We start from the raw sequence: 25,095 nt of genomic DNA, 5'->3' as shown, positions 1-25,095 counted from the left end.
GAGACTGCCTACGCCATCTATCCGCACCCTGCCTACGCTCCATGAGCAGTGCGCCACGCGGTTGTGTCCTTCCCGTGACGCCCAGTGATCGAGATGGGGTGCGTCCGCATGTCCGTCAAGAAGAACCTCGCCGTCGACCGGACGGCACTCGCCCACAAGATCCGCTACGCCCTCGGCCACCCCGGACGCATACCGCCGTACGTCCGGCGGGCCGCCAGGGACCGCTGGCTGGCCCTCCACCACCCCGACCATGTGAGCTACTACCGCGCGGTCATGGCGTCCGACACCCGGCGCAACCCCGAGGCGGCGGTCGGCAGCCAGACGCACGACCGCTGGCTCGCGCTCGGCCGGATGCAATTCGACTACCTGCGGGAGCACGGCCTCACCCGGGAGTCCCGGATGCTCGACATCGGCTGCGGCAACCTGCGCGCCGGGTGGCGCTTCATCGAGTACCTCGAACCGGGCCACTACTACGGCATCGACATCTCGCCCGACATCCTGATCGCCGCGAAGCAGACGCTGGCCGACCGGGGGCTCCAGGACAGACTCCCGTACCTGACCCTCACGAAGAACCTCACGCTGGACTTCCTGCCCGACGCCCACTTCGACGTCGTGCACGCGCACAGCGTCTTCTCGCACTCGCCGCTGGAGATCATCGACGAATGCCTGGCCCATGTGGGGCGGGTGCTGGCCCCGGGCGGCTTCTTCGACTTCACCTTCGACCGGACCACCGGCGCCGAGCACCAGGTACTGCGCGAGGACTTCTACTACCGGACCGAGACCCTCGTCGACCTGGCCGCGCGGCACGGACTGCAGGCCCACTTCATGGACGACTGGGAGTCGCGCGGGCACGGCCAGTCCAAGCTCCGCGTCACCGCAGGCTGACGCCTTAGAGGCGGCCCGCCTCCGTGAGCCGGGCGACGACCTGGCGGAAAGCAGGCGCGCAGACGGCGAAGTCCTCGGCGTTGTGCCAGGCGACCTCGGCGATCTCCCGGGCCGGGACCGGGTCGACGGTGGCCGGGCCGCCCGTGAAGCAGGTCATGTGCAGGCGCCGGCCGGCGCGGCCGTGCGCCACGTCGTGGACGGTGAACGCCTCGGTCAGCTCGCCCGCCGGGACCTGTACGCCGATCTCCTCGGCCAGCTCGCGGGAGAGCGCCTCCGCGGCCGTCTCACCGGGCTCGTACTTGCCGCCGGGCAGGTAGAACGTGTCGTTGCCGCGGGTGCGGACGCTCAGCAGGCGGCCGTCCCTGATGTGCAGCCAGGCGACGGACCGCAGGGGCGGGAGCGCGTCCGGGGCGGCGGTGTCAGCAGTGATCTGTGCGTCGGTCATGACGGTGACGGTAAGCAGGGCGGCGCGGCGACACTAATTCCTTTTCGCCGCGCCGCCCTGCCGGGCCGCTCAACCGCGCATTACGACCAGGTGATCAGGCGCTTCGGGCGCTCCAGGATCGCGGCGGTGTCCGCGAGAACCTTGGAGCCCAGCTCGCCGTCGACCAGACGGTGGTCGAAGGAGAGTGCCAGGGTCGTCACCTGGCGCGGCTTGACCTTGCCCTTGTGGACCCAGGGCTGCTCCTTGACCGCGCCGAAGGCGAGGATCGCGGACTCACCGGGGTTCAGGATGGGTGTACCGGTGTCGACGCCGAAGACGCCGACGTTGGTGATGGTGACCGTGCCGCCCGCCATGTCCGCCGGGGAGGTCTTGCCCTCGCGGGCCGTGGCGACCAGTTCGCCGAGGGAGGCGGCGAGCTGGGGCAGGGTCTGGGCGCCGGCGTCCTTGATGTTGGGGACGATCAGGCCCCGGGGGGTCGCCGCCGCGATGCCCAGGTTCACATAGTCCTTGCGGACGATCTCCTGGTTCTCCTCGTCCCAGGAGGCGTTGATCTCCGGGTGGCGCTTGATGGCGACCAGGAACGCCTTGGCGACGAGGAGGAGCGGGTTGACGCGGACGCCCGCCATGTCGGGGTCCTGCTTCAGCTCCTGTACGAGCCGCATCGTGCGGGTCACGTCGACGGTGATGAACTCCGTGACGTGCGGCGCGGTGAACGCGGAGTTCACCATCGCCTGGGCGGTGGCCTTGCGCACGCCCTTGACCGGGATACGGGTCTCCCGTGCGGCGGCGACGGCCTCGGGGGCCGGCGCGGGCTCGTGCGGGGCCGGCTCCACGTCGTACTCCGGTGCCGCCGCGGGTGCGGGCGCGGCCGCCGCGTGCACGTCCTCGCGGGTGATGATCCCGTCGGGGCCGCTGGGCACGACCGTGGCCAGGTCGATGCCGAGGTCCTTGGCGAGCTTGCGGACCGGCGGCTTGGCCAGCGGACGCTCGGCGTTGGCCGGAGCGGCAGGCGCGGCTGCCGGTGTTTCACGTGAAACCGGCGCCGGCTCAGGCGCCGCGTACCCGTTCAACTCCGCCTGGACGGCCCCCTGTACAACGTTCGCTGTGCCGGGCTGCGCCTTGCGCGCACGCCGCTTCGTCGAGGACGGCGCGGCGCCGTAGCCGACGAGTACGGCCTTGCGGCCCTCCTCGCCGCCCCCGCTGCCCTCGGCCGCCGGCTCGGCGGCTTCCGGAGCGGCCGGGGCCTCGGCGGGACCGGCGCCCGGGTCGGTGTCCACGGTGATGATGACCGTGCCGACGTCGACCGTGGTGCCCTCGCCGAAGCGCAGCTGGTGCACCACCCCGTCGTACGGGATGGGGAGTTCGACGGCCGCCTTGGCGGTCTCGACCTCACAGACGACCTGGCCGTCGGCGACGGTGTCGCCCTCGGCGACGTACCACTTGAGGATCTCCGCCTCGGTCAGTCCCTCGCCCACGTCGGGCATCTTGAACTCGCGGAAGCGCTGATCGGTTGCAGTCATGGTCACGACTCTCCTCAAGCCCCTCAGTACGCCAGCGACCGGTCGACCGCGTCGAGCACCCGGTCCAGGTTCGGAAGGTACTCGTCCTCCAGCCGGGACGGCGGGTAGGGGGCGTGGTAACCGCCCACCCGCAGCACGGGTGCCTCCAGGTGGTAGAAGCACCGCTCGGTGATCCGCGCGGCGATCTCCGCGCCGGAGCCGAGGAAGACCGGCGCCTCGTGCACGACGACCAGGCGGCGGGTCTTCTCGACCGAGGACTGGAGCGTGTCGAAGTCGATCGGGGAGAGGGACCGCAGGTCGACGACCTCGACCGACTTGCCCTCCTCGGCGGCGACCTGGGCGACGTCCTGGCAGACCTTGACCATCGGGCCGTACGCGGCGAGCGTCAGGTCGCTGCCCTCGCGGGCGACCCGGGCCTTGTGCAGCGGATGCGGGATGGCCTCGGTGTCCAGCGCGGACTTGTCGTGGTAGCGGCGCTTGGGCTCGAAGTAGATGACCGGGTCGTCGCCGGCGATGGCCTGCTGGAGCATCCAGTAGGCGTCCGAGGAGTTCGACGGGGTGATCACCTTCAGGCCGGCGACGTGCGCGAAGAGCACCTCGGGCGACTCGGAGTGATGCTCGACCGCGCCGATCGCGCCGCCGTAGGGGATGCGGATGACGACCGGCAGCTTGATCTTGCCGAGCGCGCGGGCGTGCATCTTGGCGAGCTGGGTGACGATCTGGTCGTACGCGGGGAAGACGAAGCCGTCGAACTGGATCTCCACGACCGGGCGGTAGCCGCGCAGGGCCATGCCGATCGCGGTGCCGACGATGCCGGACTCGGCGAGCGGGGTGTCGATCACCCGGCCCTCGCCGAAGTCCTTCTGCAGGCCGTCGGTGACGCGGAAGACGCCGCCGAGCTTGCCCACGTCCTCGCCCATGACGAGGACCTTGGGGTCGGCCTCCATGGCCGTACGCAGCGATTCGTTGATCGCCTTGGCGATGGTGATCTTCTCGAAGACGGCCATGTCAGTTCTCCTCCGCGAACGCGGCCTGGTACGCGGCGAACTGGGCGCGCTCCTCGTCGACGAGCGCGTGCCCGTCGGCGTAGACGTGCTCGAACATCGCCATGTCGTCGGGGTTAGGCATGGTCCGGACCGCGTCACGGACCCGCTTGCCGAGCGCCTCGTCCTCCTTCTCGACGGACGCGAAGAACGCCTCGTCGGCCATCCCCTCGGCCTCCAGGTACCGGCGCAGCCGCAGGATCGGGTCCTTGGCCTCCCAGGCCACCAGCTCGTCGTTGCCGCGGTAGCGCGTCGGGTCGTCGGAGGTGGTGTGGGCACCCATGCGGTAGGTGTACGCCTCGACGAGCATCGGCCCCTGGCCGGTGCGGGCACGGTCCAGGGCCGCCTTCGTGACGGCGAGGACGGCGAGCACGTCGTTGCCGTCGACCCGTACGCCGGGGAAGCCGTAGCCGCGGGCGCGCTGGAAGAGCGGCACCCGGGTCTGCTTCTCGGTCGGCTCGGAGATCGCCCACTGGTTGTTCTGGCAGAAGAACACCACGGGGGCGTTGTAGACGGCGGCGAAGGTGAAGGACTCGGCGACGTCACCCTGGCTGGACGCACCATCACCGAAATAGGCGATGACGGCGGAGTCGGCGCCGTCCTTCTGCACGCCCATCGCGTAGCCCGTCGCGTGCAGCGTCTGCGAGCCGATCACGATCGTGTACAGGTGGAAGTTGTTGCTGTTGGGGTCCCAGCCGCCGTGGTTCACGCCGCGGAACATGCCCAGCAGGTTCGTCGGGTCCACCCCGCGGCACCAGGCGACGCCGTGCTCGCGGTAGGTGGGGAAGACGTAGTCGTCGTCGCGCAGCGCGCGCCCGGAACCGATCTGCGCGGCCTCCTGGCCCAGCAGCGAGGGCCACAGGCCCAGCTCGCCCTGGCGCTGGAGGGTGGTCGCCTCGGCGTCGAACTTCCGCGTGAGCACCATGTCGCGGTACAGGCCGCGCAGCTCGTCGGCGGACAGGTCGATCGCGTACTCCGGGTGCTCGACCCGCTCCCCCTCCGGGGTGAGCAGCTGGACGAACTGGTCCGGGTCCTGCTCCGCTGAAGCCTTCGCCCGCGGCTTGGCCGGGGCTTTCTTCGCGGTCGTGCGCTTGCCGCTTCCGCGTGTGGCTTTTCGTGCGGCACTGCTGTCCACGGTCACGTGCTGCTCCTCCGTCTGTCCGGCCCCCGGGGTCCGCCGGTGGCCGTATTGCGGCTCACCCGGTATCCGATACGGCGCACGGGGTGTGTGCGAACGCGGTCAGGCCCGGGTGGAACAAAACTGCCCCGGACGTGGCCTGCGCATGCACGTTACCCATTTCCCGAGCCTAAGCGAAAACGGCCCTGACCTGCGATTTTGCTTGGATTTCCAAGTAAATCGCGAAGGGTGGGAACAACTCCTGGTCACAGCGTTGCAGGCCGCCGGGACAACGGCACGTTATATCGGCGGGCCGGAGCACGGGAAGGGTCGGTGTGTGAGACTGAAACCGTGCGCGAAGACGGAAAAATCACGGTATTCCTGCTCGACGACCACGAGGTCGTGCGGCGCGGCGTCCACGACATGCTGACGGTCGAGAGCGACATCGAGGTGGTCGGCGAGGCCGGTACCGCCGCGGATGCCCTGGTCAGGATCCCGGCGACGCACCCCGACGTGGCCGTGCTCGACGTCCGGCTGCCGGACGGCAGCGGCGTCGAGGTCTGCCGCGAGATCCGCTCGCAGAACGAGGACATCAAGTGCCTGATGCTCACGTCTTTCGCCGATGACGAGGCGCTTTTTGACGCGATCATGGCCGGTGCGTCCGGTTACGTACTCAAGGCCATCCGCGGGAACGAACTGCTCTCGGCCGTCCGGGACGTCGCGGCCGGCAAGTCCCTGCTGGACCCCGTGGCCACCGCGCGGGTCCTGGAACGGCTGCGCGACGGCAGCGGCGCCAAAGGCGACGACAAGCTGGCGAACCTCACCGAACAGGAACGACGCATCCTCGATCTGATCGGCGAGGGACTGACCAACCGCGCCATCGGCGACCGGCTGCATCTGGCCGAGAAAACCATCAAGAATTACGTCTCCAGCCTGCTGTCCAAACTCGGCATGGAACGTCGTTCCCAGGCCGCCGCATACGTCGCCAGAATGCAGGCGGAAGGCCGCTGACCGCGTTTATAGGGGCCTGAATAGGGTCCTGACCTGCGGCGTAACGAATTTTGGGACCAACGTCCCCGGTGAACCAGGGGCTGCCGCCCCTACAGCCGCGCCCGCGCCGCCGGGCAGGCTGGTTCCCATGCCCGATGAATTCCGCGCACTGGAACTGCTCAGCCGTACGCCCTACGGACGGGTCTCGGCCAGCCAGCGGGCGCTGCCCTTCACCACGATCGCCCGGCACGTCGTTGCCGGGGGCCGGCTCCTGCTGCGCCTGCACCGTGGCTACGGCTACCACCGCGCCATGGACGGCAGCGTGGTCTCGTACCAGGCGGACAACCTCGCCGGCGGCGAGCCCGAGACCTGGACCGTCCAGTTCACCGGCACGGCCCGCGTCGCCCACCCGGAGCCGGCCGACCACGACGCCTTCGGGCGCACCCCGGCCCTGGCCGACGGCGAGCCCTTCGACCCGGTGTTCCTGCACATCGAGCCGGTCTTCGCCAAGGTCCACACGCTGACCGATGTACCGGTGTTCCGGTACGCCCATTCAGGCTGACCGATAGCCGACCCGTGCGGCGGAGTGGCCCGGGCCAGGTGATCTAACATCTGACGGGTGCTGCGCTCATCTGCGGTCCGGACGGCAACGGCGCCCGACGGACACACCCTCGGCTCCCTGCTGCGCCGCTACGAAGGCGCCGGGGAGCCGCTGACGTGCGAGCCGGTCGCCGAGGGCCTGCTCAACCACGGCTACCGGCTGACCACCACGCGCGGCCGCTTCTTCCTCAAGCACCACCTCGACGCCGACCGCGGCGCCCTGGTACGGCAGCACCGCGCCACCCGCCTGCTGGGCGCCATGGGCCTCCCTGTCGCGCCCCCCGTACGCGCCGCCGACGGCCGCACCGTCGCCGTCATCGACGGCCGCTGCTACGCGCTGCACCCCTGGATCGAGGGCCGCCACCTGGACGGCGCGGCCCTCACCCCCGCCCAGTGCCACCGCCTCGGCGCGCTGCTGGGCCGCGTCCACGTGTCCCTCGCCCAGGTGATGCCCGACGAGCCGCCGCAGCCCGGCCAGGAGAGCGCCGACCCCGCCGCGACCTTCGTGGGCATCGACGAGCTGCTGGCGCTGGCGCGGGACGCCCGCCCGCACGACAGCTTCGACGCGCTGGCCGAGCACCGGCTCCTGGAGCGGCGCGCGCTGCTGGCCGCGCACGCCCACCACCGGCCGCCCCGCGCGGCGCCGGCGGGCTGGGTGCACGGCGACTTCCACCCGCTGAACCTGCTCTACCGGGGCGCCGAGCCGGCCGCGATCGTCGACTGGGACCGGCTGGCGGTCAAGCCGCGCGCCGAGGAGGCCGTACGGGCCGCCGCAATCTTCTTCGTACGGCCGTCCGGCAGCCTGGACCTGGCGAAGGTGGCGGCGTACGCGCGCGCCTACCGGGGCGCCTCGGGCGTCGGCCCGGAGGAGCTGGCGGCCGCCGTGCACCGCGTCTGGTGGGAACGCCTGAACGACTTCTGGATGCTGGACTGGCGGTACCGGCTGGGCGACCGACGCGCCGACAGCCTCTTCCCCGCCTCGGCCGCGCTCGCGGTGTGGTGGACGGACGAATACGCGGCGGTACGCGGGGCCTTCACGGGCTGAGGGCCGCCGGGACGGTGTCCCTGACGGCCCTCAGGCGCTCAGTGGCCGTGCGCGGCCCTCGGCTCACTGCTCGCCGCTGTCACCGTCCGCCGGCGGGATGATCGGGGACTGCTCGTCCGTCGGCGCATCGGTGGGCGCCGTCGTCGCCCCCGTCGGCTCGCCGGTCGGCTCCCCGGTGGGCTCCGTCGGCTCGCCGGTCGGCTCTTCCGTCGCCGTCTGGGTGTCCGTCGGCGTCGGCTCCCCGGTCTCCGTCGGCTGCTGCGTGTAGTCACCGGTGTTGCCGCCCGTCCCGGCGGGCAGCGTCGCCTCCGTCGTCGGCTCCTCCGTCGGCGGCTCGGTGGTCTCCTTGTCCTTGCTCTTCGTCGCCGTCGGCGTGGGCTTCGGCTTCTTCGGCTGCTCGTCGCCACCGGTGTTCTGCAGGGCGATGGCGACGCCGGCCACGATGGCGATCAGCGCGAGCGCCGCGATCAGCCAGATCTTGCCGTTGCCGCCCTTGGAGCCGCGCGGACCGCCCTCGTACCCGCCGTCGTCGTCCCGCCCGGTCGGCAGGATCGGCTGCGCGGTCGTCGAACCCTGCCCCGGGTGCGCCATCGCCGTCGTGGCCGCGACGCCCCTCGCGGGCGTCGAGCCGCCGCCCTCGGGCACGGCGACCGGCCCGGTGCTCCACGTACCGGTGTGGCCGCCCTGCTCGTGCAGCATCTGCAGCGCGTACTGGACCAGGCCGCGCATCTCCTCCGCGCTCTGGAACCGGTCGTCCGGGTCCTTCGCGAGCGAGCGCATGACCAGCCCGTCCAGCTCCGGCGGCACCGCCTCCAGCACCTCGGACGGGGGCACCGGCATGTCCTGCACGTGCTGGTACACCACCGACAGCGGGGTCTCGCCGACGAACGGCGGGCGCAGCGCGAGCAGTTCGTACAGCAGACAGCCCGTCGCGTACAGGTCGGAGCGGGTGTCGACGGTCTTGCCGAGCGCCTGCTCGGGCGAGAGGTACTGCGGCGTGCCCATGACCATGCCGGTCTGGGTCATCGTGTTCGACGCGCCGTGCAGGGCACGCGCGATGCCGAAGTCCATGACCTTGACCGCGCCGCTGTTCGTGATGATCACGTTCGCGGGCTTGATGTCGCGGTGCACGATGCCGTGCTGGTGGCTGTACGCCAGCGCCTCCAGCACCCCGGAGACGATGATCAGCGCCTGGTCCGGCGGCGGCGCGTCGGCGTTGAGCAGCAGGTCACGGATGGTGTGACCCTCGACCAGCTCCATCACGATGTACGGGATGGTGTTGCCGCCGACCACGTCCTCGCCGGAGTCGTAGACGGCGACGACGGCGTGGTGGTTCAGCCCGGCGACCGACTGCGCCTCGCGGGTGAAGCGGGCCTTGGACACCGGGTCCTCGGCGAGGTCGGAACGCAGCAGCTTCACCGCGACCGTACGGCCCAGCCGTACGTCCTCGGCGGCGAACACCTCCGCCATGCCGCCCCGGCCCAGACGGCTCGTCAGGCGGTAGCGCCCGTCACCGACCAGACCACCGTTGCCCCACATCTCCGGTGCGTCGGGGATATTGGAGCCGGTGGCTTCAGGATCGGACGGGCCCTGGGGGCTCTGCGTCTGTGCCATCGGTCCTCGCCGTCGAATCGATCCGCGTAGTACAACGCGGTATTACGTCTCGGTCTTCGCAAGAGCACGCTACAGGCTCCGCGGCGCGCACCGGTTTCCTAAGGGGACCGGCCATCAAACCGTTCACCGGTCACATGTCGCAAGTTCACTACGAGTGACCGTTTTGCCCGGCAGCCGCTGACAGAGTCGTGACAGATTCCTGACACGCTCGCGACAACCCGCCGCGGCGGTCCTGACAGGCTCCCGTCAGGTGACGCGGCGGTGCAGGGATGCTGCCCATCTGGTCACGGAACGGGCACGCAGCTTGACTGGCCTGCGCCCTGAGGCACACTTGGCTGCGGAATTCCAGAACCTGGCCGACCGGTCGCATACCGGGCAGGGCCAGCAACAGAACAGCCCGGACAGTGCCGCGTACGGGATAACGGGCAGTGCGCCGAGGGGGAAACGGAAAACATGAGCCAGGACGGCGTACAGGCCCACGGCGCGGGCCGTTCGGTGGGACGGGGACGCTACCAGCTCCGCGATCTTCTCGGCACCGGCGGCATGGCCGCCGTCCATCTCGCGTACGACAGCGTGCTGGACCGCGAGGTCGCGATCAAGACGCTGCACACCGAGCTCGGCCGTGAGCAGGCGTTCCGCGAGCGCTTCCGCCGCGAGGCACAGGCCGTCGCGAAGCTCTCGCACACCAACATCGTCTCGGTGTACGACTCCGGCGAGGACGAGCTCGACGGCGGCACGACGCCGTACATCGTCATGGAGTACGTCTCCGGGCAGCCGCTGCGCGATGCCCTGGACGCCGATATCGCGCAGTACGGCGCCATGCCGACCGAGAAGGCGCTGAAGATCACCGCCGATGTGCTGGCGGCCCTGGAGACCAGCCACGAGATGGGCCTGGTCCACCGGGACATCAAGCCCGGCAACGTCATGGTGACCAAGCGCGGCGTCGTGAAGGTCATGGACTTCGGCATCGCGCGCGCCATGCAGTCCGGCGTCACCTCCATGACCCAGACCGGCATGGTCGTCGGCACCCCGCAGTACCTCTCCCCCGAGCAGGCGCTGGGCCGCAGCGTCGACGCCCGTTCCGACCTGTACTCCGTCGGCATCATGCTCTTCGAGCTGCTGACCGGGCAGCTGCCCTTCGACGCGGACTCGCCGCTGGCCATCGCGTACGCGCACGTACAGGAGGAGCCGCCGCTGCCCTCCAGCATCAACCGCTCGGTGCCGCCGGCGGTGGACGCCCTGGTGGCCCGCGCGCTGAAGAAGAACCCCAACGAACGCTTCCCCACCGCTGAGGCGATGCAGGACGAGTGCCTGCGCATCGCCCAGTCCGGGCAGTCCGGCTCCTCGCCGGTGATCATCGGCGGCCAGGGCCCGCGCAGCAGCGGCGCTTCGGTGGCCTCCGCGGTCTTCCCGTCGGCGACCGGCAGCCTGGGCATGGGCGCGCCGAACGTGCAGAACCCGTACACGCCGCCGCCGGTCAACAACGGCCAGTACAGCGGCTACGGCACGGCCACCCCACCGCCGCCCAGCCACGGTTACCAGACCCCGGCGCCCGGTCCGTACAACGGCGGCATGCGGACCCCGCCGCCCACGCCGTCGCCGTACACCGCCTCGATGCAGAGCCGCGCCGGCAACAAGGGCAACAAGCCGGTGATCATCGGCTCCGCCGTGGTCGCGCTGATCGCCGTCGTCGCGGTGGTCCTGGTCATCGCCCTCAGCGGCGGCGACCCGGAGCAGCCGGGCCCGCAGGCCAACGGCACCGCGCAGCCCTCCGCCTCGGCCACCGAGGACGCCGACGACAAGGTCCAGCCGGAGCAGACGGACCGGACGATCGACCCCAAGGAATGCACGGAGGCCGTCAAGAGCTTCGACGACAAGTCGAAGGTCATGATGCCGAACTTCTACAGCAAGAACCTCCGCTCGGTGAAGGCGTGCATGCGCGAAGCCGGCTGGCAGTGGGACATCTCCTACGAGAACAGCGAACCCATGTGGGGCAAGAACGCGGTCATCCGCCAGACCCCGGCCGAGAACGAGAACTACGACCCCAAGGGCGACGACGAGATCGAACTGGTCGTCTCGACGGGCAAGTCGGGCTGAGGCGGCCCCGACAACACCTGGACACACCTGCACCGAGGGGCCCTTCGCGCGATGTGCGCGCAGGGCCCCTCGGTGCAGGTTTCCGGCGTCCCGTCCGCCGTCCGGCGTCCCGTCCGGCGGCGTCGGGCGTCAGAGGTACGGGCCGGAGCGGGCGCCGCCGCGGCCGGGGTGTTCGTCGTCGTCATCGGACGGAGCCGCGCCGGGCGGGAGGGCGCGGCGCATCTGCTCCAACTGGGCGCGCGCGGCCATCTGCTGGGCGAACAGGGCGGTCTGGATGCCGTGGAACAGGCCCTCCAGCCAGCCGACCAACTGCGCCTGCGCAATGCGCAGTTCGGCTTCGGTGGGCACGGAGTCCTCGGTGAACGGCAGGGACAGCCGCTCCAGCTCCTCCACCAGCTCGGGGGCCAGCCCGTCCTCCAACTCCTTGACGGAGCCGGCGTGGATCTCCTTCAGGCGGACCCGGCTCGCCTCGTCCAGCGGGGCGGCCTTCACCTCTTCCAGCAGCTGCTTGATCATGCTGCCGATCCGCATGACCTTCGCGGGCTGTTCGACCATCTCCGTCACCGGAACCTCGCGTGGCTCATCGTCGCCGCCTCCACCACCGGAGCCTGCGCTGCCGAGAGCCATGCCGTCCGGGCCGACAACCAGGACGTGCGGGCTCTCCTGCGACCGTTCGTTCATCGGCATATCCATGCCGCCATTCTCTCGTACATGCAGTAGGAACAGTTGTGCCCCGAGGAACTAGTGATCCACCCTCGCGATGCGTCCGTCACAGTACTTCGCCACAGTTCATGGCTTTTAGCGGTACATACGGGACTTTTCCGAGATGCCGCGATTGTGGGCTCATGTGACCCTGATTACGTCACTCGACGGCTCGGCACGGGAGGACACGGCGTGGTTCCAGGACTCCGCTCACTCATCGTCGCCGGCCTGCTGACGACCGCCACGCTGCTCCCCACCACCGCCGTACCCGCGGCCGCCGCCACCACGCATCCGCCCGTACGGGGGCATCTCCGGGCGGCGGATCCACCGCAGCCGCAGTCCACCGACGGGCTGCCCGCCGACGCCCGGCTCCCCGAGCGCGCGACCGGCCGGCCGCAGCCGTCCCTGGAGGACCAGACGGGTACCGGCGGCACCGGCCACCGCCCGCAGCATCCCCGTACCTCGGCGTCCGCCGGTACCTCCGAGGCCCCGGCGGAACCGGACGACAGCCCCGCGCCGTCCTCGACCGCCTCCGGACCGAGCCCGTCCGCCGGCCCGAGCGACTCCGCCACGGCCTCACCCGGACGGCCCACCCCCAGCGACTCGGCCGCCGGCTCGGGCACGGGCTCCGGCAGGCCGTCGGCCGGCCGGCCGGCGACACCGTCCCGGACCGGCGCCGGCATCCCGCCCCGTACCGACGACGGGACGAGCGGACCGAGTGCGCCGCACACCTCCCGTACCTCCGGCAGTGCCGGTACGTCGCCGAAGGACCCCGGCGCGACCGACCGGCCGGCCACCGGCTCGGACCGCCCGTACGCGCCCCTCTCGCCGCACAGCCGGGGGACACACGCCTGGCAGACGCTGCGGCCGCCGCACCAGCCGGCGGCCGCCGGGCCCTCCTCGACGAGCCGCGAGACCGCCGGCGCCGTCCGGCCGCCCTACGCCCCCACCGAACACGCCGCCCGGGTCGCCCGCGTCCTCCCCTTCGGCGCCGGGCTGGCGCTCACGGGGCTGGGGCTGGCGTTCATCGGGCTGCGACTGCGGAGGCGGTGAGGGGCGGCGTACGGCCTTGCGGGGACCGGCGTACGGCCTTGCGGGGGGCCCGGCTGTCGGCTTTCGGCTCAGTCGACCGTCAGGACGACCTTGCCGATGTGGCTGCTCTCCTCCAGGACGCGGTGCGCCTCGGCGGCGTCCGCCATCGGCAGCGTGCGGTCCACGATCGGCCGCACCTGGCCGTTCTCGACCAGCGGCCAGACATGCTCCCGTACGGCGGCGACGATCGCGGCCTTCTCCTCGAGCGGCCGGCCGCGCAGCGACGTCGCGGTGACCGCGCCCCGCTTGGCCAGCAGCGCACCCAGATTCAGCTCGCCCTTCCGGCCGCCCTGCAGGCCGATGATCGCCAGCCGCCCGTTGGTGGCCAGCGCCTTGACGTTGGCGTCCAGGTACTTCGCGCCGATGATGTCGAGGATCACGTCCGCGCCCCGGCCGTCGGTGGCCTTGCGGATCTCCTCGACGAAGTCCTGCTCGCGGTAGTTGATGAGCACGTCGGCGCCCAGTTCGCGGCAGCTCTCCAGCTTCTCGGCGCTGCCCGCGGTCACGGCCACCTTCGCGCCGACGGCCTTGGCCAGCTGGATCGCCATGGTGCCGATGCCGCTGGACCCGCCGTGGATCAGCAGGGTCTCGCCGGGCCGCAGGTGCGCCACCATGAAGACGTTCGACCAGACGGTGCAGGTCACCTCGGGCAGCGCGGCGGCCTGCGTGACGTCGAGGCCCTTCGGCAGCGGCAGCAGCTGACCGGCCGGCACGGCCACCTGCTCGGCGTAACCGCCACCCGCCAGCAGCGCGCAGACCTCATCGCCGACCGCCCAGCCGCTGACGCCCGGGCCGACCTCGGTGATCGTGCCCGCGCACTCCAGGCCGGGATAGGGGGAGGCACCGGGCGGCGGGTCGTAGAAGCCCTGGCGCTGCATCACATCGGCGCGGTTGGCGGCGCTGGCCGCGACCCGCACCAGCACCTCGCCTTCGGACAGTTGCGGCGCGGGCACCTCGGCCCACACCAGGGCCTCGGGTCCGCCGGGTTCGGGAATGGTGATCGCACGCATGGCCGCGAGGCTACTCGCCTCCGTACCGGACGGACGAGCGCCACCCTCGCTGTCCGTGCAGGTGCTGGCCCCCGAGACCCTGCTCGTCTCTGCGGGCCCAGGCCAGCCCAGCCCCCCGCTCCACGTTTCACGTGAAACAGCCGCGCGTGGGCGGCTCAGTCCCCCAGGTCCTGCTCGTCCGCGCGGCGGATCACGCGGTCCTTCTCGTCCGCCCGGCGCATCGGCTGGACGCCGGAGCCCGGCAGTCCCTGTGCGGCCGGCCGGCCCAGCTCCGGCTCCTCCTTCGGCACCGCGCGGACGATCGTGATCAGCCGGTCGGCGTGCTGCAGCGGACTCGCCGCGGGGTCGTCGTACGCCAGCAGCCGGTGCCCGCGAAGTACGGAAACGACCAGGTCACCGGTGTCCCGTACCGACTTGCCGACCTCCGCCTTCACCACCGGGCGCTCGATCAGATCCAGCCCGGTGCCCTGCTGGATCAGGTCCTCCATGACCGTGCTCGCGCTCGGGCTGTGCACGGACAGGCCCAGCAGCCGGCCCGCCGCGCTCGCCGAGGTGATCACCGAGTCGGCGCCGGACTGCCGCAGCAACGGCGCGTTTTCCTCCTCCCGCACCGCCGCCACGATCGTCGCCTTCTTGTTGAGCTGGCGGGCGGTGAGCGAGACCAGGACCGCGGTGTCGTCGCGCTGCGTGGCGATGACGATCTGGTGGGCGCGCTGGATCTCGGCACGCAGCAGCACGTCACTGCGGGTGGCGTCGCCCAGTACACCCGCGTAGCCCTCGGCGACGGCCGCGTCGATCACCTTGGGGCTCGGGTCCACGATGACGATGCGGTCCCGGCTCGCGCCCGTGGCACGCAGCGTCTCCACGGCCGACCGGCCCTTCGTACCGAAGCCGATGATGACGGTGTGGTCGCGCAAGGCGGTCCTCCAGCGGTTCAGCCGCCACTGTTCACGGGTCCGTTCGGTGAGGACCTCGAGGGTGGTGCCGACCAGGATGATCAGGAACAGGACGCGGAGTGGCGTGATGAGCAGGATGTTCAGCAGCCGTGCGGTGTCTCCGTACGGGACGATGTCGCCGTATCCGGTCGTGGAGAGCGTGACGGTCGCGTAGTAGACGCAGTCGAGGAAGTCGACCTTGTTGTCGGCGTTGTCGTGGTACTCGCTGCGGTCCACCCAGACGATGAGGACCGTCAGGACCAGCACTATCAGCGCCATGACGAGCCGTCGGACCACCTGCCGCAGCGGTGCGGCGGGCGCCCGTCGGGGCAACTGGACCCGGTGCGAGACGTTTTCGGGGAGCCGCTCGTGTGCCGCGGCGTCCTGCGTGGGGAGCTTCACGCGCGGCCTCCGGTGGCACCGGTGTACGGGTTCGTGGCGCCGGGGGACCAGGGGAGGCCGAGGAGCATGACCGGCTCACCCTCGGTGGCGCCGCCGGGCGGGATCACGGCCAGCGCGTCCGCGGCGGCGATGCCGCGCAGCATGGCCGGGCCGTTGAAGTGCAGGGGGTGCGCCACGACCGCTCCCTTCTCGTCCGTACGGCAGCCCACAGGCACCAGCCGGGTGTCGTGCGGGTGGCCGTGCACGCCGTCGGCGAGGCGTACCCGGCGGGGCTCCGAGCGCGTACGGCCCGAGAGCGTACCGAGCAGCGGTTCGGCGAGCGTCAGCAGCCCCGAGACGGCGGCGAGCGGATTGCCGGGGAGGCCGACCAGGTGCCGGGGGGTGCGCGGGGCACGGACAGGGCGCCTGGCGCGCTTGGCGGACCGGCCGCGCGCGGCGGCGCCGTCCGCCGGGTCGAGCCGGGCGAGCAGCATCGGGTGGCCGGGGCGTACTTGTACGCCGTCCACCAGCAGTTCGGCCCCGAGGCGGCGCAGCGTGGGGTGCACATGGTCGACCGGGCCCGCGGCCGTGCCGCCGGTCGTGATCACCACGTCCGCCGTCGAGGAGGCGATGGCCTCGTACAACACGCCCTCGTCGTCCGCGAGATGGCGCGGGCCGATGGTCTCCGCGCCCAGCGCCTGCAGCCAGGGCGCGAGCATCGGGCCGAGCGCGTCCCGGATGCGTCCCTCCTGCGGCAGTCCGCTGTGCAGCAACTCGTCGCCCAGTACCAGGATTTCCACCACCGGGCGGCGGTACGTCCACAGCTCGTCGTAGCCCGCGGCGGCGGCGAGGCCGAGCACGGCCGGGGTCACCGGCGTGCCGGGCGGCAGCAGTTGGTCGCCGTTGCGGCACTCCTGGCCGCGCGGCCGGATGTCCTGCCCGGGCCGCGCGCCGCCGGGTGCGGACAACAGAGCGCCGCCATCGGCCTGTTCGACGGTCTCACCGTGCTCGGAACGGAGCACGGCCGAGGCACCGGGCGGTATCCGCGCCCCGGTGGCGATCGGGATCGCGTGTCCGGCGGGCAGCGGCCGGGTGGGGCCCTGACCGGCGAGGATGCCGGCGGTCGCGGCGGGGGCGAGCGTACTGGGGGCGGTCACGCGCCAGGGGCCGGGACCGGAGACGGCCCAGCCGTCCATTGCCGAGGTGTCGAACGAGGGCAGGTCGGTGAGCGCGGTGAGCGCCCCGGCGAGCACGCGGCCCAGCGCCTCGGGGCCGAGCGGTACGGCGGCCGCCTCCAGCGGCCCGGCCACGGCGCCGGCGGCGGCCGCTCGGGCGTCGTGCCAGGGGGAGTGGGCACTGTGGCGGTGGGCCGGGGAGGTGGGCGATCCCTTACCGGACGCGGGGGCGGCCGGTTGGGGAGCCGCGGGCCCGGAGGCTGTGGGCTCGGAGGCTGCGGACCCGGAGGCTGCAGGCTCGGAGCGGGTGGGCTCGGAGGGCGGCTCCGGCGGGGGCGGTGTCGGGTCGGCGGCCGCGGCCGCCTCGGACCGGGCCGCACGGTGGCCGTTGCCCCAGGGCGCGTGCCAGGGATCGCTCCAGCCGGCACCCGCGTGAGGCGGGGTATCCGGTGTTCCGGATGCGGCGTCCGGTGTCCGGGGTGCGGCGTCCGTGATCCGGTCGCCGCCGGCCTGGCCGTACCGCCCCGCGTTGGCGATGGCGAGGGCGTCGTCGAATTCGCCGGGGTCTCCCGTAAGACCGGGCATCATTCCTTCGCTTCCCCGGCTCCTGCGTCCGCGACTCCGGCGTCCGCGGCTTCGGCTTCCGCGGCCCAGCGGTTCGCCAGCGCCGCGGCGCGCCTGCTGACCTCCGCCACGTCGAGGCCCTGCTGGGCGGCCGCGTACCCGACGAGGAAGGTCGTCAGCGGCGCGGCCGGCCGGGCCACGCCGTGCGCCGCGTCCCGCGCCAGGTCGAGGAGGTCGGCCGTGTCGACATCGAGCTCGATGCCCAGTTCGGCCTTGACTGCGGTGATCCATTCGTCCAACACGTGTCCATGCTCCCTGATCCGGGCGCGCGCCGCGCTGAGGGCCTCCCAGGTGTCGCAGTCGAACGAGGCCGCCGCCGTGTCGTCCCGCACGCGCCGCACCGTCAGTTCGGCGAGCAGGGCACGCAACGGCAGCCCGTCGAGCCCGCCGCGCTCGGCCCGCAGCGTCTCAAGGGCGCGGCGCAGCGCCTCGGCCCGGTACGCCGCCACGAGCGGCTGATCCCGCCCGTCCCCGTCGACCAGCAGCGCCCCGTCCGCGTGGCCGGGCGACTCCCCGGGCCCCGGGCCCGCTCCCGCCGCCAGCAGCGCGTCCACCGTCCCGGCGGTGAGAAAGGGCAGGTCGGCGGAGAGGACGAGCACCGTGCCTGCCGTGGTGTGCCGCAGGCCCGCGTCCAGCGCCGCGACCGGTCCGGCCCCGGGCGGGTCCTCGCGCGTCGTCATCACGGGGCGCGCGGTCGGCCGCTCCGGACCGACCACCACGGTGCGCGCCGCACCGGGGCAGGCGGCGAGCACCCGATCCAGCAGGGACCGGCCGCCGACCGCGAGGGCCGGCTTGTCCGCGCCGCCGAGCCGGCGCGCCGCGCCCCCGGCCAGCACGATGGTGTCGTAGTCGCTCGTCACCCCCCGAGTATCACCGGCACCCGGCGATCGACACCCCGTACGTACCAGTGTTCGTGAGCGTGGTGTTTGTCTCTCACAGCCCCCGCAACAGGATCGCCGGCGATTCCACGCAGTCCGCCACGAAGCGCAGGAAGCCGCCCGCCGTGCCGCCGTCGCACACCCGGTGGTCGAAGGTGAGCGAGAGCTGTACGACCTGCCGTACGGCCAACTCCCCTTCGTGCACCCAGGGCTTGGCGGCTATCCGGCCGACGCCGAGCATCGCGGCCTCGGGGTGGTTGATGATCGGCGTGGAGCCGTCGACGCCGAAGACGCCGTAGTTGTTGAGGGTGAACGTGCCGTGCGTCAGCTCGGCGGGCGCGAGCCGGCCCGCGCGCGCCGTCTCGGTGAGCCGCGCCATCTCGGCGGAGAGCCCCTCGACCGTACGGGCGTGCGCGTCCCGTACGACCGGCACGATCAGCCCGCGGTCGGTCTGTGCCGCGAATCCCAGATGCACGGCGGGCAGCCGGACGATCTCGTGCGTCGCCGTGTCGACCGTGGAGTTCAGCTCCGGATACCGCGCGAGGGCCGCCGTACAGATCCGGGCCAGCAGCGCGAGCAGCGACACCTTCTCGCCGCGCCCCGCATTCATGGCGCGGCGTACGGCCAGCAGCTCCGTCGCGTCCGCGTCCACCCAGCAGGTCGCGTCCGGGATCTCCCGCCGGCTGCGGGCGAACTTCTCCGCCGCCGCGCCCCGCATCCCCTTCAGCGGCACCCGCTCGGCACCCTCCGGGGCCACGGCGCCGGTCCCCGCGGCAGCGACGGACGCGGTCTGCTTCCCGCCGCGCAGCGCGTGCTCGACATCGGAGCGCAGGATCAGCCCCTCGGGACCGCTCCCCCCTACCGTGCGCAGGTCCACGCCGTGCTCCCGCGCCAGCCGCCGCACCAGCGGCGAGATCACGGGCACCGGCGCCGCCCCGCCGACGGCCGCACCGGTCGGCTCGGTCGGTTCGGTCGCCTCGGTCGGCGCGGCCGCCTCGGTCGGCTCGGTCGGCTCGGTCGCCCGGGGCGCACCCGACGTACGGGCCGGGCCCGTCTGCCGTACGCGTCGCCGGCGCCCCGCCGGCGCACTCGTGCCGTACCCGACGAGTACATTCCCCGAGCCCTCGGCCTCCCCGGCACGGCGCTCGCCGCCCGTGGAGCGCTCGTTCCCGGCGTCCTGCGCCGCCCCCACCGCCACCGTCACCAACGGGGCGCCGACCGGCACTTCGTCGCCCTCCGCGCCCATCCGGGCGGTGACGACGCCGCCATACGGGCACGGCACCTCGACCATCGCCTTGGCCGTCTCGACCTCCACCACCGGCTGGTCGACGGCGACGACCTCGCCCACCTCCACCAGCCAGCGCACAATGGTCGCCTCGGTCAGCCCCTCGCCCAGATCGGGCAGCGGGAACTCGCGTACTTCGGCCATTACGCGCCACTCCCCTCGGTGCCGCCCTCGGTCCAGTCGGACTCCCACTGCAGGCGCGCCACGGCGTCCAGTACCCGGTCGACGCCGGGCAGGTGGTGCCGCTCCAGCATCGGCGGCGGATACGGGATGTCGAAGCCGGCGACCCGCAGCACGGGCGCCTCCAGGTGGTGGAAGCAGCGCTCGGTGATCCGGGCGGCGATCTCCCCTCCGGGACCGCCGAAACCGGTGGACTCGTGGACGACGACCGCGCGCCCCGTGCGCCGCACCGACGCGCACACCGTCTCGTCGTCGAACGGCACCAGCGAGCGCAGGTCCAGCACCTCCAGGTCCCAGCCCTCCTCGCGGGCCGCCTCGGCCGCCTCCAGGCACACCGGCAGCGACGGCCCGTAGGTGAGCAGCGTGGCGCTGCTCCCGGGGCGGCGGATCTCCGCGCGTCCTATGGGCGCGACGGGCGTCGGCTCCTCGGGGGACCAGTCGGCCTTGGACCAGTACAGCCGCTTGGGCTCCAGGAAGACGACCGGGTCGTCGGAGGCGATCGCGGCCCGCAGCATGCCGTACGCGTCGGCGACGGTCGCCGGGGCGAACACCTGGAGGCCGGGCGTGGCCATGTAGTACGCCTCGGAGGAGTCGCTGTGGTGCTCGACGCCGCCGATCCCGCCGCCGTACGGGATGCGGATCGTCAACGGCATCGGGAGCGCGCCCCGCGTCCTGTTCCGCATCCGCGCCACATGGCTGACGAGCTGCTCGAACGCGGGGTAGGCGAACGCGTCGAACTGCATCTCCACCACGGGCCGCAGGCCGTACATCGCCATGCCGACCGCCGTGCCGAGGATGCCCGCCTCGGCGAGCGGCGTATCGGTGCAGCGGTCCTCGCCGAACTCCTTGGCGAGCCCGTCGGTGATCCGGAAGACGCCGCCGAGCTGCCCGACGTCCTCGCCCATCACATGGACGGTGGGGTCCTCGGCCATGGCGTCGCGCAGCGCCCTCGTGAGGGCCTGCGCCATCGTGGCGGGCCTGCGCTCGGTCGCGGTCGTGCCCCCGGCGGCGACTGCGGTGCTCATCGGTGCTCCCCTTCCGCTGCGATCTCGGCCCGCAAGAGGTCCGCCTGCTCGCGCAGTTGGCGGGTCGGCGCGGCATACACGTGGTCGAAGAGATCCATCGGGTCCAGCGCCGGGTCCGCGTTCATCCGCTCGCGCAGCGCGCCGGCCAGCTCCTCCGCCGCGTCCTTCGTGGCACTCACATACGCGGGCGTCAGCAGGTCGCGCTCGGCCAGCTCGCGCTCCAGCAGGGTGATCGGGTCGTGGCCGCGCCAGGTCTCGACCTCGGCGTCGCTGCGGTAGCGGGTGGCGTCGTCGGCGTTGGTGTGCGCCTCGATGCGGTACGTCACGGCCTCGACCAGCGTGGGGCCGCCGCCGCGGCGGGCGCGCGCCACCGCCTCGCCGAGCACTTCGTGGAGCGCGGGCGCGTCGTTCCCGTCGACCAGCCGGCCGGGCATGCCGTATCCCACCGCCTTGTGGGCGAGCGAGGGGGCTGCCGTCTGCTTGGCGAGCGGCACGGAGATCGCGAAGCCGTTGTTCTGGACCAGGAAGACGACGGGTGCCTGCCATACGGCCGCGAAATTCAGCGCCTCGTGGAAGTCGCCCTCGCTCGTACCGCCGTCGCCGACCATGGCGAGCGCGACGACGTCGTCGCCCTTGAGACGGGCGGCGTGCGCGAGGCCCACCGCGTGCGGCAGCTGGGTGGCGAGCGGGGTGCACAGCGGCGCCACGCGGTGCTCCCGCGGGTCGTACCCCGTGTGCCAGTCGCCGCGCAGCAGGGTGAGCGCCTGTACGGGGTCCAGGCCGCGGGCGACGGCAGCGAGGGTGTCGCGGTAACTGGGGAAGAGCCAGTCGCGCTCCTCCAGGACGAGCGCGGCGGCCACCTCGCACGCCTCCTGGCCGGTGGAGGAGGGGTAGACGGCGAGCCGGCCCTGGCGGGTGAGGGCCGTGGCCTGGGTGTTGTACCGGCGGCCGCTGACCAGCTGCGCGTACAGCCGCTTGAGCAGGCCGTCGTCCAGCCCGCGCGCCGCGTCCGTGCCGAGCAGGCGGTACGGCTCCTCGTCGGGCAGGAGGGGCCCGGGGTCGACGCGGGGCCGCCAGGCGGGCGGCGGCGCGGGGCGGTCGCTGGTCGCGGTGCTGCCGTGCCTGCCGCTGCCGGGCTGCTCGAGAACCGTCATGAGGGGCACCTCCTCGGTGGAAGGGGTGGCGCTGTGCGCCGCGTGCGGGGTGGTGACGGGCGGCTGGAGGGAAAACTGCGGATGCGGGGGACCGGCCGGTGGGCCGGACTCCTCCCTACCGATTGTTCGGTTGCCGACACATTTTGGCTACAGGTGGGCCGAGCCTGTGGACAATCGGTTCTGCACAGCCTGGAATGAAGTCAGGACGTCCAAGAAGGGGAGACAGGACGGCATGTCGGACGAACAGATGGTCAATCCCGCCGGACGACACCCCGTCCGTCCACTGGACGCCGTCGACCGCGACATCCTGCGCATGCTGCAGACCGATGGCCGGGCGTCGATACGGTCCGTGGCCGACCGCGTGCACATCTCACGGGCCAACGCGTACGCCCGGATAAACCGCCTGCTGGACGACGGCGTCATCCGCGGTTTCAGCGCCCGGGTGGACCAGGAGCGGGCGGGTCAGGGCGCGTCGGCGTACATCACGCTGAAGATCGTGCAGAACTCCTGGCGCACGGTGCGCGAAGCGCTCCAGGCGCTCCCGGGCGCCGCACATATCGCCCTGGTCAGCGGGGACTTCGACGTCCTGCTGCTGGTCCACACGAAGGACAACCGGGCGCTGCGGGAACTGGTCCTCACCCGCATCCAGTCGATACCGGAAGTACTGAGCACCCGCACGCTGCTGGTCTTCGAGGAAACGGACCTCGAACCGGAGGGATGAGTCCTGCGGCCCGTGTTGTGCGGGCCCCGGATTCAGGCTTCGTTGCGCAGGCCCGCGAAGGCCGTACGGACCACCGCTTCGGCCACTTCCTCGGCGCTCGCCGAGCCGCCGCGGCCCGGCCGGTACCACTCCACAATCGAATTGATCATGCCGAAGAGCAGCCGCGTCGCCAGCCGGATGTCGGCGTCCGGGCGCAGGTCGCCCTCGGCGGCCGCCGCCTTCAGCAGCTCGGCGACCTCGTTGTCGAAGTCGCGGCGGCGCTCCATGGCCCACCGCTCGGTGTCGGTGTTGCCCCGCACCCGCAGCAGCAGCGTCACATAGGGCAGCTCCGCGATCAGCACCTCGACCTCGCGCCGGGTCACGTACTCCAGCCGCTCGATCGCCCGCCCCTGGGTCGCGCCCGGCTCCTGGAGGACGCCAAAGAGGCCGTCCAGCGCCCTGCTTATGGCCCGCCGCAGCAGCTCTTCCTTGCTGCGCACGTGGTGGTAGATGGAGGACTTGGAGATGCCGGCCGCCTTGGAGAGGTGCTCCATGGACGTGCCGTCGTAACCGCGCTCGTTGAACACCTCGACGGCGACCGCGAGCAGCGAATCGGGCGTATAGGTGTCGCGCTTGGCCATGGTCATGATTACAGCAGCTTTCCGGACGGGGCCGCACAGCGGACCAGGGAGCGGGACGAGGTCGGCGGCCGGCGGGCGCGGAGCGGTCTCCCGCCCCACGCACCCGCCGTGACAACTGACGCTCCGGCGGAGTTTTCCACAGGCTTTCCGAGCCCTCTTGCCCCGACCGATCGTTCGGTTACTCTAGCTCCCGATGCCCGTCCACTCCCAGCCCTGATCGACGAGGAGTTGGTCCCCGATGGCCGCCGACCCGACCACGACGCAGTTGATCGAGAAGCACCGCCCCACCCTCGACCAGGCGCTGGAGACCATCCGCAGCCGGGCGTACTGGTCCCCGCACCCGGAGCACCCCAAGGCGTACGGCGAGGACGCCGCGCCCGAGGGCAAGGCCGCCTTCGAGGCCCTCCGCGGCACCCGCTTCGAGCTGGACCAGCCCGGCACGGACGGCTGGACCGGCGAGGAGATCTCGCCGTACGGCATCGAACTGGGCATCACGTATCCGCACCCCGACCCCGATGTCCTGCTGCCGGTCATGCGCGCGACGATCCCCGCCTGGCGGGACGCGGGGCCCGAGGTCCGCGCCGCGGTCTGCCTGGAGATCCTCGCCCGGATCAACGCCCGCACCCATGAGTTCGCGCACGCGGTGATGCACACGAGCGGCCAGGCGTTCATGATGGCGTTCCAGGCCGGCGGGCCGCACGCCCAGGACCGCGGCCTGGAGGCGGTGGCGTACGCCTACGCGGAGCAGACCCGCACGCCCGGCGAGGCCGCCCCCTGGTCCAAGCCGCAGGGCAAGCGCGACCCGCTGGAGCTCAGCAAGACCTTCCAGGCCGTCCCGCGCGGCGTCGCCCTGATGATCGGCTGCAACACCTTCCCCACGTGGAATGGTTACCCAGGCCTCTTCGCCTCCCTGGCCACCGGCAACCCCGTGCTGGTCAAGCCGCATCCGCGGGCCGTCCTGCCGCTCGCCCTCACCGTCCGCGTCGCGCGCGAGGTGCTCGCCGAGGCCGGCTTCGACCCGAATCTGGTCGCGCTCGCCGTGGACCGCCCCGACGAGGGCCTCGCCAAGATCCTCGCGCTCCGCCCCGAGGTGCGCATCATCGACTACACCGGCTCCACCGCCTTCGGCGACTGGCTGGAGGAGAACGCCCGCCAGGCGCAGGTGTACACGGAGAAGGCCGGCGTCAACACCGTCGTCATCGACTCGACGGACGACTACAAGGGCATGCTCGGGAACCTCGCGTTCTCGCTGTCCCTCTACAGCGGCCAGATGTGCACGACCCCGCAGAACCTCCTCATCCCCCGGGACGGCATCAGCACGGACGCCGGACCGAAGACGTACGACGAGGTGGTCGCCGACCTCGCGGGCGCCGTCCAGGGCCTGCTCGGTGACGACGCCCGGGCCAACGCCCTGCTGGGCGCGATCGTGAACCCGCAGGTGGCCGGGCGTATAACGGCAGCCCCCGAGCTCGGCGAGGTCGCGCTGGCCTCCCGCGAGGTGACCCACCCCGAGTTCCCGGGCGCCACGGTCCGTACGCCGGTGATGGTCAAGGCCGACGGCGAGCGGAAGCAGTGGGAGGGCGCGGACGCCGAGCCGCCCTTCCTCTCGGAGTGCTTCGGCCCGGTCTCCTTCGCCGTCGCCGTGGACTCCGCGCCGGAGGCGGTGGAGCTGCTGCGCCGCACGCTGCGCGACAAGGGCGCGATGACCGTCGGCGCGTACACCACCTCGCCGGAGGTGGAGCATCTGGTCGAGGACGCCTGTCTGGAGGAGTGCGCCCAGCTCTCGCTGAACCTCACGGGCGGGGTGTACGTCAACCAGACCGCGGCGTTCTCCGACTTCCACGGCTCCGGCGGCAATCCGGCGGCGAACGCGGCCCTGTGCGACGCGGCGTTCGTGGCCAACCGGTTCCGGACGGTGGAGGTGCGACGCCAGGCGTGATCAGTACTGATCCATAAC

General features: G+C 72.1%; 22 protein-coding genes. 8 read left to right on the top strand and 14 right to left on the bottom strand.

From position 1 onward, the window contains the following. Window positions 1-108: 108 nt before the first annotated feature. Window positions 109-885, top strand: a complete 777-nt coding sequence (locus tag AB0I82_RS24675; RefSeq protein ID WP_363259515.1) for a class I SAM-dependent methyltransferase — start codon at window positions 109-111, stop codon at window positions 883-885. Window positions 886-889: 4 nt separating this feature from the next. Here the strand turns inward: AB0I82_RS24675 and AB0I82_RS24670 are convergent, their stop codons facing one another. The 4 genes from AB0I82_RS24670 to pdhA (AB0I82_RS24655) all read right to left on the bottom strand — a co-directional run bounded on the left by AB0I82_RS24670 (window position 890) and on the right by pdhA (AB0I82_RS24655) (window position 5,034). Next, window positions 890-1,330, bottom strand: a complete 441-nt coding sequence (locus AB0I82_RS24670) for an NUDIX domain-containing protein (protein ID WP_363259514.1) — start codon at window positions 1,328-1,330, stop codon at window positions 890-892. Between the two features lie 80 nt (window positions 1,331-1,410). Next, window positions 1,411-2,850 (bottom strand): dihydrolipoamide acetyltransferase family protein, encoded by a 1,440-nt coding sequence (locus AB0I82_RS24665; protein ID WP_363259513.1) that lies wholly within the window; start codon window positions 2,848-2,850, stop codon window positions 1,411-1,413. Window positions 2,851-2,873: 23 nt separating this feature from the next. Continuing rightward, a complete protein-coding gene (locus AB0I82_RS24660; RefSeq protein ID WP_363259512.1) occupies window positions 2,874-3,857 on the bottom strand; it encodes an alpha-ketoacid dehydrogenase subunit beta in 984 nt (327 codons plus the stop codon). Window position 3,858: 1 nt separating this feature from the next. Beyond that, entirely contained in the window at window positions 3,859-5,034 is a 1,176-nt protein-coding gene (gene pdhA, locus AB0I82_RS24655; protein ID WP_363259511.1) for a pyruvate dehydrogenase (acetyl-transferring) E1 component subunit alpha, read from the bottom strand. A gap of 327 nt (window positions 5,035-5,361) precedes the next feature. Here pdhA (AB0I82_RS24655) and AB0I82_RS24650 point away from each other — a divergent pair, with 327 nt between their 5' ends. From AB0I82_RS24650 to AB0I82_RS24640, 3 genes are all read left to right on the top strand, one after another. Continuing rightward, complete coding sequence (locus AB0I82_RS24650) at window positions 5,362-6,021, top strand: response regulator transcription factor (protein ID WP_363259510.1); 660 nt, start codon at window positions 5,362-5,364, stop codon at window positions 6,019-6,021. 127 nt (window positions 6,022-6,148) lie between these two features. After that, window positions 6,149-6,562 (top strand): pyridoxamine 5'-phosphate oxidase family protein, encoded by a 414-nt coding sequence (locus AB0I82_RS24645; RefSeq protein ID WP_363259509.1) that lies wholly within the window; start codon window positions 6,149-6,151, stop codon window positions 6,560-6,562. A 57-nt stretch (window positions 6,563-6,619) separates the two neighbouring features. Next, window positions 6,620-7,645 carry a phosphotransferase gene (locus AB0I82_RS24640; RefSeq protein WP_363259508.1) on the top strand — a complete coding sequence of 342 codons (1,026 nt, stop codon included), beginning with the start codon at window positions 6,620-6,622 and terminating at the stop codon, window positions 7,643-7,645. Between the two features lie 63 nt (window positions 7,646-7,708). On the opposite strand, the gene AB0I82_RS24635 is transcribed toward AB0I82_RS24640, so the two are convergent. Then, a complete protein-coding gene (locus tag AB0I82_RS24635) occupies window positions 7,709-9,259 on the bottom strand; it encodes a protein kinase (RefSeq protein WP_363259507.1) in 1,551 nt (516 codons plus the stop codon). Window positions 9,260-9,712: 453 nt separating this feature from the next. On the opposite strand from AB0I82_RS24635, the gene AB0I82_RS24630 reads away from it, so the two are divergent. Continuing rightward, on the top strand, window positions 9,713-11,356 hold the full coding sequence (locus tag AB0I82_RS24630) for a protein kinase (protein ID WP_363259506.1): 1,644 nt from the start codon (window positions 9,713-9,715) through the stop codon (window positions 11,354-11,356). Between the two features lie 129 nt (window positions 11,357-11,485). On the opposite strand, the gene AB0I82_RS24625 is transcribed toward AB0I82_RS24630, so the two are convergent. Further along, a complete protein-coding gene (locus AB0I82_RS24625) occupies window positions 11,486-12,049 on the bottom strand; it encodes a bacterial proteasome activator family protein (protein ID WP_363259505.1) in 564 nt (187 codons plus the stop codon). Between the two features lie 201 nt (window positions 12,050-12,250). Between AB0I82_RS24625 and AB0I82_RS24620 the strand changes: the two genes are divergently transcribed. Next, window positions 12,251-13,111 (top strand): hypothetical protein, encoded by an 861-nt coding sequence (locus AB0I82_RS24620; protein ID WP_363259504.1) that lies wholly within the window; start codon window positions 12,251-12,253, stop codon window positions 13,109-13,111. Between the two features lie 68 nt (window positions 13,112-13,179). Here the strand turns inward: AB0I82_RS24620 and AB0I82_RS24615 are convergent, their stop codons facing one another. From AB0I82_RS24615 to pdhA (AB0I82_RS24585), 7 genes are all read right to left on the bottom strand, one after another. Next, window positions 13,180-14,160 carry an NAD(P)H-quinone oxidoreductase gene (locus AB0I82_RS24615; RefSeq protein ID WP_363259503.1) on the bottom strand — a complete coding sequence of 327 codons (981 nt, stop codon included), beginning with the start codon at window positions 14,158-14,160 and terminating at the stop codon, window positions 13,180-13,182. Window positions 14,161-14,315: 155 nt separating this feature from the next. Continuing rightward, entirely contained in the window at window positions 14,316-15,497 is a 1,182-nt protein-coding gene (locus AB0I82_RS24610) for a potassium channel family protein (protein WP_363259502.1), read from the bottom strand. Next, window positions 15,494-17,239, bottom strand: a complete 1,746-nt coding sequence (locus AB0I82_RS24605) for a molybdopterin molybdotransferase MoeA (RefSeq protein ID WP_363259501.1) — start codon at window positions 17,237-17,239, stop codon at window positions 15,494-15,496. Before AB0I82_RS24605 ends, AB0I82_RS24610 begins: the two co-directional genes overlap by 4 nt. Continuing rightward, window positions 17,236-18,135, bottom strand: a complete 900-nt coding sequence (locus AB0I82_RS24600) for an NTP transferase domain-containing protein (protein ID WP_363259500.1) — start codon at window positions 18,133-18,135, stop codon at window positions 17,236-17,238. Before AB0I82_RS24600 ends, AB0I82_RS24605 begins: the two co-directional genes overlap by 4 nt. Before the next feature lie 73 nt (window positions 18,136-18,208). After that, entirely contained in the window at window positions 18,209-19,582 is a 1,374-nt protein-coding gene (locus tag AB0I82_RS24595) for a dihydrolipoamide acetyltransferase family protein (RefSeq protein ID WP_363259499.1), read from the bottom strand. After that, a complete protein-coding gene (locus tag AB0I82_RS24590) occupies window positions 19,582-20,643 on the bottom strand; it encodes an alpha-ketoacid dehydrogenase subunit beta (RefSeq protein ID WP_363259498.1) in 1,062 nt (353 codons plus the stop codon). The genes AB0I82_RS24595 and AB0I82_RS24590 overlap by 1 nt, the downstream gene beginning before the upstream one ends. Then, window positions 20,640-21,797: a pyruvate dehydrogenase (acetyl-transferring) E1 component subunit alpha gene (gene pdhA / locus AB0I82_RS24585; protein WP_363259497.1), complete on the bottom strand. Its 1,158-nt coding sequence runs from the start codon at window positions 21,795-21,797 to the stop codon at window positions 20,640-20,642. The genes AB0I82_RS24590 and pdhA (AB0I82_RS24585) overlap by 4 nt, the downstream gene beginning before the upstream one ends. A 232-nt stretch (window positions 21,798-22,029) precedes the next feature. Between pdhA (AB0I82_RS24585) and AB0I82_RS24580 the strand changes: the two genes are divergently transcribed. Further along, the gene (locus AB0I82_RS24580) at window positions 22,030-22,518 is read left to right on the top strand and encodes an Lrp/AsnC family transcriptional regulator (protein ID WP_030259305.1); all 489 of its coding nucleotides are present in this window, start codon (window positions 22,030-22,032) and stop codon (window positions 22,516-22,518) included. 32 nt (window positions 22,519-22,550) lie between these two features. Here the strand turns inward: AB0I82_RS24580 and AB0I82_RS24575 are convergent, their stop codons facing one another. Beyond that, window positions 22,551-23,144: a TetR/AcrR family transcriptional regulator gene (locus tag AB0I82_RS24575; RefSeq protein WP_363259495.1), complete on the bottom strand. Its 594-nt coding sequence runs from the start codon at window positions 23,142-23,144 to the stop codon at window positions 22,551-22,553. 232 nt (window positions 23,145-23,376) lie between these two features. Here AB0I82_RS24575 and paaN point away from each other — a divergent pair, with 232 nt between their 5' ends. Beyond that, complete coding sequence (paaN, locus tag AB0I82_RS24570; RefSeq protein WP_363259494.1) at window positions 23,377-25,077, top strand: phenylacetic acid degradation protein PaaN; 1,701 nt, start codon at window positions 23,377-23,379, stop codon at window positions 25,075-25,077. The last annotated feature ends 18 nt before the right edge of the window (window positions 25,078-25,095 follow it).

Origin of the sequence: Streptomyces sp. NPDC050315 (assembly GCF_040655775.1) — a bacterium.
GTDB lineage: Bacteria > Actinomycetota > Actinomycetes > Streptomycetales > Streptomycetaceae > Streptomyces.
Note: the sequence above shows the minus strand (reverse complement) of the source record. Positions and strands in the feature narration are given on the sequence as shown.

Coding starts and splice junctions, on each gene's coding strand:
- AB0I82_RS24675 (WP_363259515.1), top strand. CDS start 109: ATGTCCGTCAAGAAGAACCTCGCCGTCGACCGGACGGCACTCGCCCAC.
- AB0I82_RS24670 (WP_363259514.1), bottom strand. CDS start 1,330: ATGACCGACGCACAGATCACTGCTGACACCGCCGCCCCGGACGCGCTC.
- AB0I82_RS24665 (WP_363259513.1), bottom strand. CDS start 2,850: ATGACTGCAACCGATCAGCGCTTCCGCGAGTTCAAGATGCCCGACGTG.
- AB0I82_RS24660 (WP_363259512.1), bottom strand. CDS start 3,857: ATGGCCGTCTTCGAGAAGATCACCATCGCCAAGGCGATCAACGAATCG.
- AB0I82_RS24645 (WP_363259509.1), top strand. CDS start 6,149: ATGCCCGATGAATTCCGCGCACTGGAACTGCTCAGCCGTACGCCCTAC.
- AB0I82_RS24635 (WP_363259507.1), bottom strand. CDS start 9,259: ATGGCACAGACGCAGAGCCCCCAGGGCCCGTCCGATCCTGAAGCCACC.
- AB0I82_RS24630 (WP_363259506.1), top strand. CDS start 9,713: ATGAGCCAGGACGGCGTACAGGCCCACGGCGCGGGCCGTTCGGTGGGA.
- AB0I82_RS24625 (WP_363259505.1), bottom strand. CDS start 12,049: ATGGATATGCCGATGAACGAACGGTCGCAGGAGAGCCCGCACGTCCTG.
- AB0I82_RS24615 (WP_363259503.1), bottom strand. CDS start 14,160: ATGCGTGCGATCACCATTCCCGAACCCGGCGGACCCGAGGCCCTGGTG.
- AB0I82_RS24605 (WP_363259501.1), bottom strand. CDS start 17,239: ATGATGCCCGGTCTTACGGGAGACCCCGGCGAATTCGACGACGCCCTC.
- AB0I82_RS24595 (WP_363259499.1), bottom strand. CDS start 19,582: ATGGCCGAAGTACGCGAGTTCCCGCTGCCCGATCTGGGCGAGGGGCTG.
- AB0I82_RS24590 (WP_363259498.1), bottom strand. CDS start 20,643: ATGAGCACCGCAGTCGCCGCCGGGGGCACGACCGCGACCGAGCGCAGG.
- pdhA (WP_363259497.1), bottom strand. CDS start 21,797: ATGACGGTTCTCGAGCAGCCCGGCAGCGGCAGGCACGGCAGCACCGCG.
- AB0I82_RS24580 (WP_030259305.1), top strand. CDS start 22,030: ATGTCGGACGAACAGATGGTCAATCCCGCCGGACGACACCCCGTCCGT.
- AB0I82_RS24575 (WP_363259495.1), bottom strand. CDS start 23,144: ATGACCATGGCCAAGCGCGACACCTATACGCCCGATTCGCTGCTCGCG.
- paaN (WP_363259494.1), top strand. CDS start 23,377: ATGGCCGCCGACCCGACCACGACGCAGTTGATCGAGAAGCACCGCCCC.